The following is a 12,800-nucleotide window of genomic DNA, read 5'->3' as shown; positions in this document are numbered from 1 at the left end:
GGTTAAATCACCATTACCATTTTGTTGCGATTTCGTTACTGGCTCAGCTGACCCCTTGCTTATGAAGCTTTTCTTTCAGTTCCTCGACGTAATGTTGGGCGCTTTGCGCGGCGATGCTGCCGTCGCCGGTAGCCGTCACAATTTGCCGGAGCGTTTTTTCCCGCACATCACCGGCGGCGAAAATGCCCGGCACTTTCGTCTCCATCTTTTCGTTCGTGACGATATAGCCGTTTTCATTCGTGATGCCAAGATTGGCAAACGGCTTCGAGAGCGGCACCATCCCGATGTAAATGAAGACGCCGTCGCACGGAAATTCGCGCTCTTCGCCCGTTTGCGTATGGACGAGCGTCACGCTGCCGACTTTTCCGTCCTTTTCGTTGATTTGTTTCACCGTATGGTTCCAGATGAAATCAATTTTTTCATTGGCGAACGCCCGGTCTTGCAAAATTTTTTGCGCCCGCAGCTTGTCACGGCGGTGGACGATCGTCACTTTATTGGCAAAGCGCGTCAAATAGACGCCTTCCTCGACCGCCGAGTCCCCCCCGCCGACGACGACCAAGTCTTTTCCTTTAAAAAACGCCCCGTCGCACACCGCACAGTACGAAACGCCGCGGCCGCCGAGCTCCGCCTCGCCCGGAACGCCGAGCTTTTTATATTCGGCTCCCGTGGCAATAATGACCGCGCGCGCCTTGTACTCTTTGTCGCCGACGACGACCGTTTTGTACGCCTCGCCGTCGATGATTTCTTTCACGTCGCCATAGGCGTATTCAGCTCCAAATTTTTTCGCATGTTCAAACATTTTCGTCGCCAATTCCGGTCCTAAAATCGTCTCAAAGCCAGGATAGTTTTCCACTTCCTCGGTATTGACCATCTGCCCGCCCGGGACGCCGCGTTCAATCATCAGCGTCGACAAGTTGGCGCGCGATGTATAGACAGCCGCCGTCAGCCCAGCTGGGCCAGCTCCGGCGATAATGACATCGTAAATTTTTTCCTCTGCCACACCGTCCACTCCTTCGCTCGAGAATCATTCCATTTTCATCGTATAGAAGTCGGTTCGCACTGTCTATTGATTTGCTCATGACCATAGTCGGCGCACTTTTTGCACATATTTTCCCACCGTTGCCGCCGAGACGCCGTATTTGGCCGCCATCTCCTTTTGCGTCACTTTCTCTCCTTGCTGCTGGCGCCAAATGTATTCGATCGCCGCCGCCCATGCCGCTCCGTTGGCAAACGATTCGCCATAGGCCGATGGATGAGCAGCCATCGCGAAGGCAAAGCGACAGAGCGCTTCCTTTTCCTCATTATTTACCGAAAGCACATCGACCATGCGGACGATGTTCCCCGCCCAAGCGGACGGGCCATCGGTTAAGCCGAACAAAACATAATCGATAAATGGGCGCAGGCGCGGATCGGCCGGCAAGAGGCGGCACAACGCCAGCGACATCGACGTCTCTTCCGCCTGCGCCGAACGGCTGAATAAGTACAATCCGTACAACCAGTCGGCAAGTTCCCCACCCTCAAACAAGGCCATCATGCGGATGAGTCCTTCATCCATGGCTGATGTCGCCGCCCACGGCTCCTCGCCGCGTTTTTCGGGATGAAGGGTGGTAAGCATCTCCCACATTTGCCGAGCGAGCGGCTCATGGCCAGTATAGTAGGCAGCGCAAGCGAGCCAATAATAAAACGGCCCATCACCGTCAAAGCCTTGTTTATACAAACGGTGCATCCAACGGAACGCCAAATCGAACCGTCCGACAAGCGCAAACGTCGCCCCGAGCTTGTATTGATGCTCGCGAAAAAACGGATACAAACCGGCCAGCGTCTCGCAAAGAGCCGCCACCTGCTCTTCGTCGCGCAAATAGTGGGCAAATACAAGCGCATTGCAAAGCGCATGCAAATTGCCAGGGTCGCGCTTGAGCACTTCACGCACTTTCTGTTTCGCTTTTTCGATATCGCCGCTGTAAAAATAGGCAAGCGCCAAGTTGTTGTGCGCCGCCCAAACGTCCGGATAGCGCGCGACGATCGCCTCGAGCGCCTCAATCGCTTCCGCAAACCGCTCCTCTTCCAGCAAACGGCGGGCGCGCTCCTCAAGCGCCATAAGGTCTTCCTGCTCTTCCGTCCATTCCGGCCCATCGAGCCGAAGCAGCTCAAGCAAGTCGGCGGCATCGTCGGCAAACTCCCCGTCCGGCTCGTGCGTCAAATAGCGTTCGGCGTATTGCCTCGCCTCGCGAAACAGCCCGAGGCAGGCGAAATTGTTCGCCAAAAAATACAAACAGTCGTACATCGTCTCATCCAAATCGTGAATGATTTTCAGCAGCCACTGGTTGGAAAACTGATATTCGCCAAGCTCCGACAGCACAAGGGCAAGCTGCAAGGCAAACGCGGCATCGCGCTCATCCAAGCGGACAGCGCGTTCGAAATATTTTCTTGCCTTCTCCAAGTCGCCCCGGTCGTACGCTTTCATCCCTTTTTTGAAAAAATACTCTCCGTTCTGGATAAACGGCACAATGACCGCTTTTCGTGATGATCGCTTCAGTTGCTTCCCCATTCTGTCCTCCATCGTCCGTAAAATTCGTCGAACAACAGTATACCATATCGGCGGCGAAAACAAGCAAGAAACTTCAGGAATCCGGTTTTTCCGTGCAAAAAAGGAACGCCGGCGCGATGGCAGACGTTCCTTTTTCTCCCCTAACCATCTTGTTATTTTTTCTCGCCCGCTCCCGCCTTTTGCGCGTGCCGCTCGGCAAGCGTCTCAAGCACCGCATCAAGCGGCAGCTTTTGTTCGCGCAGGAGCACAAGCAAATGGTACAGCAAGTCAGCCGCTTCCCATTTCAGCTCGTCATGACTCCGGTTTTTCGCCGCGATAATGACTTCCGCCGCTTCTTCGCCGACTTTTTTCAAAATTTTATCGACGCCTTTTTCAAACAAATACGTCGTGTACGCCCCTTCCGGCCGTTCGGCGTCGCGCTTGGCGATGATCTGTTCGAGCTCGTTCAAAATGGCGAATCGGTCAGCCCGCGGTGTGCGCGCAGCGCCGTCAAGCGAGTGCGCAAAACACGAATACGCCCCCGTATGGCACGCCGGACCGGCCGGCTCGACGAGAACGAGCAGCGCATCGGCGTCGCAGTCGTAGCGGATGTCGACAACGCGCTGGACGTTCCCCGATGTCGCCCCTTTATGCCATAGTTCTTGGCGCGAGCGGCTGTAAAACCATGTTTCTCCGGTCTCCAGCGTTTTCTCGAGCGACTCTTTATTCATATAGGCGAGCGTGAGCACTTCCTTGCTTTGCGCATCTTGGACGATCGCGGGCACGAGCCCGTTGTCGTCAAACCGAATGTCCGCCGTCACCGCACGTTCACCCCTTTTTCTTTTAAGTACGCTTTCACTTGTCCAACCGACGTCTCTTTGTAGTGGAAAATCGATGCCGCCAGCGCCGCATCCGCTTTCCCCTCTTCAAAAGCTTGAAGGAAATGCTCCGCCTTGCCGGCGCCGCCGGACGCAATGACCGGAACGCTGACCGCTTCGCTCACTCTTCGTGTCAACTCAATATCAAAGCCGTTTTTGCCGCCGTCGGCGTCCATGCTCGTTAACAAAATCTCCCCGGCGCCAAGGCGCACCGCTTCCTGCGCCCAAGCGACGACTTCCCATTCCGTCGCGTTGCGGCCGCCGTGCGTATAGACGCGCCATGAGCCAAGCGTTTCATCGTATTTCGCGTCAATGGCGACGACGATGCATTGCGAGCCGAAAAAGTCCGCCCCTTCGGTGATCAATGATGGATGGAGCACCGCGGCGGTGTTGAGCGACACTTTATCGGCGCCGGCGCGCAACATGCGCTTCATATCGTCGAGCGAATGAATGCCGCCGCCAACCGTAAACGGAATCGCAAGCTGGGCGGCGACGCGCTCGACGACATCGACCATCGTCTTCCGCCCCTCATGAGAAGCAGAAATGTCCAAAAACACGAGCTCGTCCGCCCCTTGCTCATCGTACGCCTTCGCGAGCTCCACCGGATCGCCGGCATCGCGCAGCTGAACAAACTGCACCCCTTTGACGACGCGGCCGTCTTTCACATCGAGGCACGGGATGATGCGCTTCGTGATCATCGCTCGTTCACCGCCTTTAACGCTTCCGCGAGCGTAAATTGGTTTGTGTACAGCGCCTTGCCGACGATCGCACCGCCGATGCCGCGCTCAGCCTGTTCATGAAGCGCGCGCAAATCATCAAGCGAGCTGACGCCGCCAGAAGCGATCACTTCTTTCCCCGTCGCCTCGGCCAACCGGACCGCGGCCGCGATGTTCGGGCCTGACAGCGTGCCGTCGGTCGCAATATCGGTGAAAATAAACGTCTCCGCCCCCGCCTCGGCAAGCATTTGCCCGAGTTCTTCCGCTTTCACGTTTGACGTCGCAAGCCACCCTTCTGTCGCCACGAAGCCGTCGCGGGCGTCAATGCCAATCACGATGCGGCGACCGTATTTTTTCAGCATCTCTTTCACAAACGGCGGATCGGCAATGGCCGCGCTTCCTAAAATGACGCGGGCGACCCCGTTTTCCAAATAATACACAATATCCTCTTCCGTCCGGATGCCGCCGCCGACTTGCACACGGACGGAAAGCTTCCGCGCCGCTTCGACAACAAACCGGTCGTTGACGCGCCGCCCTTCTTTCGCCCCGTCCAAATCGACCATATGAATCCATGCCGCCCCTTGGGCGGCGAATTGCTCGGCCATCGCGACCGGCGAATCGCCGTACACCGTTTCTTTATTGTAATCGCCTTGAAGCAAACGAACGCACTTGCCGCCGCGCATATCTATGGCCGGATAAATCGTAAACGCCGCCATCAGCCATTCCCCCTTCCCGTGACGATGCCGACATAATTGTTCAAGATGCTCATGCCGACCGCGCCGCTTTTTTCCGGATGAAACTGTGTGCCAAACACGCAGCCGCGCCCGACGACCGCCGGAACGTCAACGTCATATTCGCTGCTCGCGAGCACGACGTCCTCATCCCCCGGAACGACATAATACGAATGGACAAAATACACATGCCCTTCCTCGACGCCGTCAAGAAGCGGCGACGGACGATGGAAGCGGAGCCGGTTCCAGCCCATATGCGGCACTTTGTACGGCTCGCCGGTTTTCGTGACGCCCGGAAAGCGGACGACACGGCCGTGCAGAAGCCCAAGCCCTTTTGTCGGTCCATTTTCCTCGCTTTCGTCAAACAACAGCTGCATCCCTAAGCAAATGCCAAGCAGCGGCGTGCCGCCTTGAACCGCTTCGCGAATGAAATCCGCTAATCCTGTCTCGTTCAAACTATGCATCGCATCGCGAAACGATCCGACCCCAGGCAAAATGAGCCCGCGCGCCTGCGCCAACACCTCTTTGTCGCCGCTGACCATATACGGGCAGCCGAGCCGCTCGAGCGCTTTGCTGACGCTGTATAAGTTGCCCATGCCATAGTCGATGATCCCGATCATCGTCATCCCATTCCTTTCATTGCAGTGCGTGTCAACCGATCATTCAGCAAACGCCGTTCATCCTTTTGTCGTCGGCGCACGTTTCGCACGCAGACGCCCCTTGGCGTCCGGGTGCATTCCCTTTGCCGCGGAACGTTTTCCGCACAAAGACGCCGTATTCCGGCTCAATTATCCCTTTCGCCGATCCCACCGCTCACGGAGCTCTACAGCATCCCTTTCGTCGACGGCACGCCTTTGACGCGCGGGTCGATCATCGTCGCTTCATCCAACGCCCTCCCGAGCGCCTTAAACACCGCCTCGATCATATGGTGCGTATTGCGCCCGTAATGGACGATGACGTGCAAGTTCATGCGCGCTTCAAGCGCCAGCTTCCATAAAAACTCATGCACGAGCTCGACATCAAACGCGCCGACTTTCGATGACGGAAACTCGCCGCGAAACTCAAAATGCGGGCGGTTGCTCAAGTCGATCACGACTTGGGCCAAGGCGTCATCCATCGGCACAAACGCGTTGCCGTACCGCTTGATTCCTTTTTTGTCGCCAAGCGCCGCTTTGATCGCCTGCCCGAGGCAAATGCCGATGTCTTCAGTCGTATGGTGGTCGTCAATATGCGTGTCGCCTTTCGCCTCAATGCGCAAATCGAACTGGCCGTGTTTCGCAAACAAATCGAGCATATGGGTCAAAAACGGCACGCCCGTTTCCAGTTCCGCCTTCCCTTCGCCATCCAACGAAAGTGATAACTGAATGCTTGTCTCGTTCGTCGTTCTCGCGATCGTCGCTTCCCTTGCCATTATCGTTCCCCTCTTTCTTTTTTCAGCCGCGCTTCCACCGCGCGTGCGTGCGCCTCAAGTCCCTCGAGGCGGGCGAAGGCGGCGATTTTTTCTCCATGTTGTTTCAATGCGGCTTCACTGTAAACGATCACGCTTGATTTTTTCACAAACTCATCGACGCTCAAGCCGCTTGAGAACCTGGCTGTCCCGTTCGTCGGCAGCACGTGGTTCGGCCCGGCGAAATAGTCGCCGACCGGCTCGGAGCTGAAGCGGCCGAAAAACATCGCTCCCGCATGGCGGAGCCGCCCGAGCAACTCCATCGGTTCGGCCGTCATCACTTCCAAATGCTCCGGCGCCAGTTCGTTCACGACATCCACCGCTTCCTCAAGCGTCTCGGTGACGTAAATGGCGCCGTAACTCTCAAGCGCCGCTTGGGCGATGTCGCGGCGCGGCAGCGTCTCCAACTGCCGTTCGACTTCACTCGCCACCGCCAAGGCCAGTTTCATCGACGGCGTCACCAAAATGGCCGACGCCCGCACGTCATGCTCGGCTTGGGACAACAAATCCGCCGCAATCTCATCTGCATGGGCCGTTTCATCCGCGAGCACAACGATTTCGCTCGGCCCGGCGATCATGTCGATCGCCACATGCCCGAACACTTCCCGCTTCGCCAGCGCCACATAAATATTGCCCGGCCCGAAAATTTTGTCAACCGGCCGAATCGTTTCCGTCCCGTAAGCGAGCGCGGCGATCGCCTGCGCGCCGCCGACTTTGTATAGTTCCGTCACGCCGAGTTCATACGCGGCGGCCAGCACCCCAGCCGGGAGCGTGCCGTCTTTGTTTGGCGGCGACGTAATGACAATCCGCTTCACCCCCGCCACTTGTGCGGGAATGACGTTCATGAGCACGGACGACGGATAGGCGGCCGTCCCGCCCGGCACGTACAACCCGACCGCATCGAGCGGCGTCACCTTTTGCCCGAGAATCGTGCCGTCTTCTTTCGTCATCAACCATGATTGGCGCTTTTGCCGCTCATGGTAGTCGCGAATGTTGGCCGCCGCTTCACGAATGATCTCAAGCATTTCCGCGCTCATGGACGCATGCGCGCGCTTCATTTCCTCTTCCGTCACCTTTAGCGAATCCAAGCGGACACCGTCAAACCGTTCTGTATATTCTTTGAGCGCCGCATCGCCGCGGGCGCGCACGGCGGCGATGATATCGAGCACCGCACGCCGCTGTTCCTCCGTTCCGCTTTCAATCGTGCGCCTTAGTGACACGCCGCCTCGGACCCGTTCGATTTTCATCGCCTGTTCTCCTTTCCATCGCCATGCTTCTTCGACCTTTTCACCTGTTCGACATGCGAACATCGTTGGTTCATCGTTGGGCCTTCCACCGCCCAGCGGCAGCTTACCGCTCAGGAATCACCGCCGCCAATCGGTCGACCAACCGCTCAATCGCCCCGCCATTCAGCCGATAGCTCGCCGGATTGACGATGAGGCGCGACGTCACCTCGGCGATCCGTTCGAGTTCCACAAGCCCGTTTTCTTTAAGCGTCCGTCCGGTCGAAACGATATCGACGATCCGGTCGGCCAATCCGATCAGTGGGGCGAGCTCGATCGAGCCGTTTAGGCGGATGATTTCGACTTGCTCGCCTTGTTCGCGAAAATACGTTGACGCGACATTCGGGTATTTCGTCGCCACCCGCGGCGCGATTTCGTTCATCTTGGCGCCGGGCAGCCCGGCGACCGCCAAATGGCAGCGGCTGATTTGCAAATCGAGCAGTTCGTACACATCCCGTTCTTCTTCCATCAACACGTCTTTGCCAGCAATGCCCAAATCAGCGACCCCATGCTCGACATAGGTAACCACATCCATCGGTTTCGCCAAAATAAAGCGCATCTGTTCCTCCGCCACCTCGATCACGAGCTTGCGCGACTCGGTAAATTCCGGCGGCAGCTGGTAATCGGCCTGGCGGAGAAGTTCGACCGCCTCTTCAAAAATGCGCCCTTTTGGCATGGCAATCGTCAGCATCGTTCTTCCTCCTTGCTTCTTGTCATCAGGCGGCCGGGCCGCCACCTGACTTCTCTTTCCTCACAGGCGCCTCGTTCCGAAGCCCGATGGCCTGCATAGATCAACTCCAACGGAACGCGCGGAGCGGTCTTATCCGTCCATCGGGTTCCAACCTTTCTTTCCTCCATCCTACAGCGTCGGCGGCACACCGTCCAATGTTCCATTCGTTTTCATAAACATGTGCGCATCTTGTCGGGCCATTTTCATGCTTGGGTGGAGGGCGAAACTCGTTCATGGAACGTTTCCGTCCTCGTTTTACCCGCCTTTTTCACTCCTCACTGCCCGCTGCGGCCAAGCAAATAGACGATCGACCGATAGCGCTGGCTGTAGGCGTCAATATCGCCAATGCCGGCGATATGCTGCAAGACAACGCGCTTGCCTTCCGCCCGTTTCGCTTTCGCCAGCTCCACCGCTTCCGCAAGCCGCTCCTGACTGAACACGATGCACTCGATGTCGCCGCGCACATCCGTTTCCCCGATCGCCTCGATCAACCGGTCGACGCGCAAGCCAAACCCCGTGGCCGGCGCCGGTCGCGAAAACTTCGCCAATAAATCATCATACCGGCCGCCGTTGCCGATCGGGAATCCAACTTGCTCAGCGTACACTTCAAACAAAATGCCCGTGTAGTAGCTCATATGGCTGACCAACGCCATATCGAGCTTCACCGCCTCGGCCACTCCGTACGTACGAAGCGCCGCCATGAGCGCCGCCAGCTCATCGGCCGCCCGCCGTCCTTCCTCGCTCGTCACCAGCGTTTTCGCCGTCTCGAGCGCCGCCGCACCGCCGCGCAACGAAAGAAGATCCAACAGCCGTTTTTGATCGATCGACGAAAGCGGCAGCGACTTCACGTGTTCGCGGTAGCCGACGTAATTTTTTTCATATAAGAAACGGCGCAATACACTCGCCCGCTCTTCATTCCCTAAAATCTCCAAAAACAGCGCATTGACATAGCCGATATGACCGACCGCCACCGAAAAGCGCCCGAGTCCAGCCCGTTTCAGCAGCGAGACCATCAAACTGATCACTTCGGCATCAGCCGTCACCGTGCCGTCGCCGATCAGCTCGACGCCAATCTGTTCGAACTCCGCCGGCCGACCCCCTTCGCGCTGCTGGGCGCGGAACACATTGGCGTTGTACGCCAGCCGGAGCGGATTGCCGTCTTCATACAACCGCGACGCCGCCACCCGGGCGATCGGCGCCGTCATATCAGGTCGGAGCACGAGCGTATGCCCTTGCTGATCGAGGAGCTTAAACAGCCGATGATCGGCAATCGCCGACGCCGCCCCGACCGTTTCATAATACTCAAGCGTCGGCGTTTCAATAAACTCGTACCCCCAGCGCTCAATTTCTTCCGCCATCACCGAGCGCACTTGCTTTTTCAACTCATATAAAAACGGCAGCGTATCGCGCATGCCCAACGGTTTTTCAAACATGAACAGCTTTTTTGCCATGTCCCCACGCCCTTTATCAAAATGCTTTAGTTTGCTAATATGGTAGAGAAGTGAAGTTATTAGTAGTTTACTCCTTTGCGGCCACAGCGTCAAGAGGGAACACGCCATCCACAACAAAACGGACAAGACCGCTTCCAAAACAGGAAGCGCTTGTCCGTTTCGTTCCATGCCGCATAGGCGATGATAGGCGTCAATGGAAGAAATCCCTCATGATGGTCGCAATGGTCAATTTGACAAAAATCTTCGTTTTCACTGACTCACTATATAGGTTCTCTATTAGAAGGTCAGCGAAAAACGGGTGCGGCGTGCAAATGGCTGCATCTCATCTGGAAAGAAAGGCAATTTGGCAAGGTTTCTTTCATTGAGAAACAGGCAGGATCAGCATCTTTTTCATTCAATCACCAGCCTTTTAGATTTGATCTATAGCAGGCTAAACTTGAATATGCAAGTGATGATCGTGTCCATTCGTACCATCAATGATGAAAGGAATATTCAAGGCCTGCGAGATTTTAAAAAGCGTCTCCACTCTCGGACTTGCAAGACCAGCTTCAATTCTTCCAATGGTTGATTTGGGAACTCCGATACGGTCCGCCAGTTCCTGTTGAGACATATTCAGCTGCTTCCGTCTTTCCTTGATTTGCGCGGCTATCGTTCCTTCTAATTGGAGTCTTTGCACATGCTGCTCGCCACGGATGGAGGCATATTTTTTAAAAAAATCACTCATTCGTTTTCCCTCCCTATTAATAAAGACAAGGATCAACAGCACAATAACTTTCATATGCAGATTCAGCCGGCTCAATATCCTCTCGTCTGATGATTCCATTGTACTGTTTATCAAAATAATGAAGCAATATGACCTTCGAAAAGTTATGGATGGCAAAAACAGATCGGCTTCGGACTGGTCGGCAACGAGGACGGCATCCCGTTTTACGGCGATGTGCACAACGGCAGCCTGCCTGACAAAACGTGGAATTCCCAAGTGAGATCCCGTGTCCATGAACAGCTCAAACAAGCCAAGATCGAGGACGAATGGATTTATGTGGCGGATTCCGCTGCGATGACGAAAGAGACCTTGGCGCAAACGAAAGCCGCCAACGCCTTTTTTGATCACGAGAGGCCCTTCGTCGCTCCGGATCGTGAAACGAGCATGGGCCAAGGCCGATTCGGCCCACATCCCGTGGAGCGATCCCTTTGCGCTGGCGGAGAGAAACGGCGCCACGCACCGGGTATGGGAAACGACCTCGACATATGAAGGCCGCCCGGTTCGGCTGATCGTCGTCGAATCGAGCGCGCTCGACCAGCGAAACGGAAAGACGCTCGAAAAAGAACGAGCCAAAGAAGCGGAGCTTCTTCACGAGGAACAAGCCCGTTGGGAGCGTCACCCATTCTCCTGCCGCGAAGACGCTGAACAAGCCTTGGCATCCCTGAAGGCCTCCCTCCGCCCCCGGTTCCATCGGGTCGAGGCCGTCGTCGAAGAGATCGTGCGTCCGAAAAAACGGCGCGGACGGCCGAAAAAAGGGGCGGAACTGGACATGGAGACGGTGTACGCCCTTCGCTTGAACGTAGAATTCGACCAAGATGCGTGGGAACAGGCGAAACGGAAAGCGTCCCGGTTTGTCCTCGTCACGACCGTTCCGAAGGAATGGAAGGGTCAACAAATGGATGCCCAAGAAATCTTGAAGCTGTATAAAGGGCAGATCTCGGTGGAAATGAACTTCGCTTTTTTGAAAGACCCTTTTTTCACGGATGAGATTGATGTCAAAAAGCCAGAACGAGTTGCGGTATTGGGCTATTTATTTCTCTTGGCCTTGGCCATTTACCGCGTCTTTCAACGCCGGGTGCACCAGTTCATCACCCCAGAGCGCCCGTGAAAGGGCGCGGGAGGCCGCAAGTTGACCCGGCCGACGGGGCAGGCGATTTTTCAGCTGTTTCAATATGTGAACGTCGTCCTGCTGGAGTTGCCGGATGGGCACATCCAACGCTCACTGGATCGCTCCCTCAACCCGGATCAGCGAAGGATTCTGCAGGGGTTAGGGCTGGATGAGAGCATTTATGTGTAACGTGATACGGAACGACTAGCGATGGTAAAAAAAGGATTGCCATCGCTCGTCGTGTTGGTCGAAAAGTTATTCTGAAAAACTAAATAAAAAATCCTTTCTTTCTACCCTGTTAGGGTGCGAAATGTGAGTTAAGAATCAATATTTTCCTGTATTATAAAAAAAAAAGAGTTCGTCAACCCTCTTTACTACTTTTCTGGAAATCCCCATTTTCTTAAACAAAAACCCGCCCCCGTTCAATCGGAAGGCGGTTCATTCCTGCGGACGATGCGCATCGGATCGCCGGCGGCCATCGCCCCGGGCGGGACGTCTTTATGGACGACCGTCCCAGCGGCCACTACCGCGCGGTCGCCGATCACCACACCGGGCAAAATCGTCGAGTTGGCGCTGATCATCACCTCGTCGCCGATCACGACGTCGCCGAGGCGGTATTCGTCGACCAAATATTCGTGGGCGAGAATCGGCTTGAGAAAATCAAAGAGCACAAAAAATACCACATCTACAAGTGCAAGAACAACGATTGCCCGTTTTACTAGGCCAATCTTCGCCGGATGACGAAGAAGGAGCGCTGACGTTTCAAGCAAGATCCCCAAGCCTTCGAGTTGCGGTATCGATTCCGGGAGTTCCTGTTTGACTTTCTCCCTTTGGCTCCATCATCGCTCATCAAGCTGAAGGTCGATTTGTCCCGGATGGCCGTGTCACCGCACATTCTGGGGCTCGTGTTGACGTACCACGTCAACTTCGTGATGTCCTCCCGCATGACGGAGGCAGCCATGAAGGACATCCATGGCGGGCGTGTCGATCTCGCATCAGACGGTGCTCAATGATGAATATTTTGTCTTTTTAATAAAATATTCGATGTTTCAGTGTTATAATTGTTGGTAAGTGAAAATATTGAAAAAAATTTCTATATAAGTTGAAATTTTGTTTTACATCCAGCTGATTACCTGCCACGTTATACCATATCAGCTCGTATGGAG

At 55.5% G+C, this 12,800-nt stretch carries 11 protein-coding genes and 3 pseudogenes; 2 read left to right on the top strand and 12 right to left on the bottom strand.

From position 1 onward, the window contains the following. Positions 1–43 precede the first annotated feature (43 nt). The 11 genes from trxB to GJ1_RS19210 all read right to left on the bottom strand — a co-directional run bounded on the left by trxB (position 44) and on the right by GJ1_RS19210 (position 10,487). Positions 44–1,000 (bottom strand): thioredoxin-disulfide reductase, encoded by a 957-nt coding sequence (trxB, locus tag GJ1_RS02140; protein WP_066227808.1) that lies wholly within the window; start codon positions 998–1,000, stop codon positions 44–46. Between the two features lie 75 nt (positions 1,001–1,075). Then, the gene (locus GJ1_RS02135) at positions 1,076–2,548 is read right to left on the bottom strand and encodes a tetratricopeptide repeat protein (protein ID WP_066227805.1); all 1,473 of its coding nucleotides are present in this window, start codon (positions 2,546–2,548) and stop codon (positions 1,076–1,078) included. A gap of 152 nt (positions 2,549–2,700) precedes the next feature. Next, positions 2,701–3,348, bottom strand: coding sequence for a bifunctional phosphoribosyl-AMP cyclohydrolase/phosphoribosyl-ATP diphosphatase HisIE (gene hisIE, locus GJ1_RS02130; RefSeq protein WP_066227804.1), 648 nt, complete (start codon positions 3,346–3,348; stop codon positions 2,701–2,703). Then, positions 3,345–4,103: an imidazole glycerol phosphate synthase subunit HisF gene (gene hisF / locus GJ1_RS02125; protein ID WP_066227800.1), complete on the bottom strand. Its 759-nt coding sequence runs from the start codon at positions 4,101–4,103 to the stop codon at positions 3,345–3,347. The genes hisIE and hisF overlap by 4 nt, the downstream gene beginning before the upstream one ends. Then, a complete protein-coding gene (gene hisA, locus GJ1_RS02120; protein WP_044732611.1) occupies positions 4,100–4,837 on the bottom strand; it encodes a 1-(5-phosphoribosyl)-5-[(5-phosphoribosylamino)methylideneamino]imidazole-4-carboxamide isomerase in 738 nt (245 codons plus the stop codon). The genes hisF and hisA overlap by 4 nt, the downstream gene beginning before the upstream one ends. Next, entirely contained in the window at positions 4,837–5,478 is a 642-nt protein-coding gene (gene hisH / locus GJ1_RS02115; RefSeq protein ID WP_066227798.1) for an imidazole glycerol phosphate synthase subunit HisH, read from the bottom strand. Before hisH ends, hisA begins: the two co-directional genes overlap by 1 nt. Positions 5,479–5,675: 197 nt before the next feature. Beyond that, positions 5,676–6,263 (bottom strand): imidazoleglycerol-phosphate dehydratase HisB, encoded by a 588-nt coding sequence (gene hisB / locus GJ1_RS02110; protein ID WP_066227795.1) that lies wholly within the window; start codon positions 6,261–6,263, stop codon positions 5,676–5,678. Continuing rightward, complete coding sequence (hisD, locus tag GJ1_RS02105) at positions 6,263–7,546, bottom strand: histidinol dehydrogenase (protein ID WP_066227792.1); 1,284 nt, start codon at positions 7,544–7,546, stop codon at positions 6,263–6,265. The genes hisB and hisD overlap by 1 nt, the downstream gene beginning before the upstream one ends. A 103-nt stretch (positions 7,547–7,649) precedes the next feature. Further along, positions 7,650–8,273 carry an ATP phosphoribosyltransferase gene (gene hisG / locus GJ1_RS02100; RefSeq protein ID WP_066227789.1) on the bottom strand — a complete coding sequence of 208 codons (624 nt, stop codon included), beginning with the start codon at positions 8,271–8,273 and terminating at the stop codon, positions 7,650–7,652. A gap of 314 nt (positions 8,274–8,587) precedes the next feature. Then, positions 8,588–9,763 carry an ATP phosphoribosyltransferase regulatory subunit gene (locus tag GJ1_RS02095; protein WP_066227787.1) on the bottom strand — a complete coding sequence of 392 codons (1,176 nt, stop codon included), beginning with the start codon at positions 9,761–9,763 and terminating at the stop codon, positions 8,588–8,590. A gap of 430 nt (positions 9,764–10,193) precedes the next feature. Beyond that, the gene (locus tag GJ1_RS19210) at positions 10,194–10,487 is read right to left on the bottom strand and encodes a helix-turn-helix domain-containing protein (protein WP_066227873.1); all 294 of its coding nucleotides are present in this window, start codon (positions 10,485–10,487) and stop codon (positions 10,194–10,196) included. 147 nt (positions 10,488–10,634) lie between these two features. On the opposite strand from GJ1_RS19210, the pseudogene GJ1_RS02085 reads away from it, so the two are divergent. Continuing rightward, positions 10,635–11,823 (top strand): annotated as a pseudogene (locus GJ1_RS02085) (IS1634 family transposase); the annotation flags it as partial. A gap of 233 nt (positions 11,824–12,056) precedes the next feature. Here the strand turns inward: GJ1_RS02085 and GJ1_RS02080 are convergent. Next, positions 12,057–12,281 (bottom strand): annotated as a pseudogene (locus tag GJ1_RS02080) (acyltransferase); the annotation flags it as partial. A gap of 3 nt (positions 12,282–12,284) precedes the next feature. On the opposite strand from GJ1_RS02080, the pseudogene GJ1_RS18925 reads away from it, so the two are divergent. Next, a pseudogene (locus GJ1_RS18925) lies at positions 12,285–12,645 on the top strand (DDE-type integrase/transposase/recombinase); the annotation flags it as partial. Positions 12,646–12,800: the final 155 nt, after the last annotated feature.

The sequence above is a fragment of the Geobacillus jurassicus NBRC 107829 genome (assembly GCF_001544315.1).
GTDB classification, from domain to species: domain Bacteria; phylum Bacillota; class Bacilli; order Bacillales; family Anoxybacillaceae; genus Geobacillus; species Geobacillus jurassicus.
The sequence above is the reverse complement of the archived record's forward strand: the minus strand, read 5'-3'. Positions and strand labels throughout refer to the sequence as shown.

What these genes read in the sequence shown, in the direction of transcription:
- GJ1_RS02135 (WP_066227805.1), bottom strand. Translation starts at nt 2,548, where the DNA reads ATGGGGAAGCAACTGAAGCGATCATCACGAAAAGCGGTCATTGTGCCG.
- hisF (WP_066227800.1), bottom strand. Translation starts at nt 4,103, where the DNA reads ATGATCACGAAGCGCATCATCCCGTGCCTCGATGTGAAAGACGGCCGC.
- hisA (WP_044732611.1), bottom strand. Translation starts at nt 4,837, where the DNA reads ATGGCGGCGTTTACGATTTATCCGGCCATAGATATGCGCGGCGGCAAG.
- hisH (WP_066227798.1), bottom strand. Translation starts at nt 5,478, where the DNA reads ATGACGATGATCGGGATCATCGACTATGGCATGGGCAACTTATACAGC.
- hisB (WP_066227795.1), bottom strand. Translation starts at nt 6,263, where the DNA reads ATGGCAAGGGAAGCGACGATCGCGAGAACGACGAACGAGACAAGCATT.
- hisD (WP_066227792.1), bottom strand. Translation starts at nt 7,546, where the DNA reads ATGAAAATCGAACGGGTCCGAGGCGGCGTGTCACTAAGGCGCACGATT.
- hisG (WP_066227789.1), bottom strand. Translation starts at nt 8,273, where the DNA reads ATGCTGACGATTGCCATGCCAAAAGGGCGCATTTTTGAAGAGGCGGTC.
- GJ1_RS02095 (WP_066227787.1), bottom strand. Translation starts at nt 9,763, where the DNA reads ATGGCAAAAAAGCTGTTCATGTTTGAAAAACCGTTGGGCATGCGCGAT.
- GJ1_RS19210 (WP_066227873.1), bottom strand. Translation starts at nt 10,487, where the DNA reads ATGAGTGATTTTTTTAAAAAATATGCCTCCATCCGTGGCGAGCAGCAT.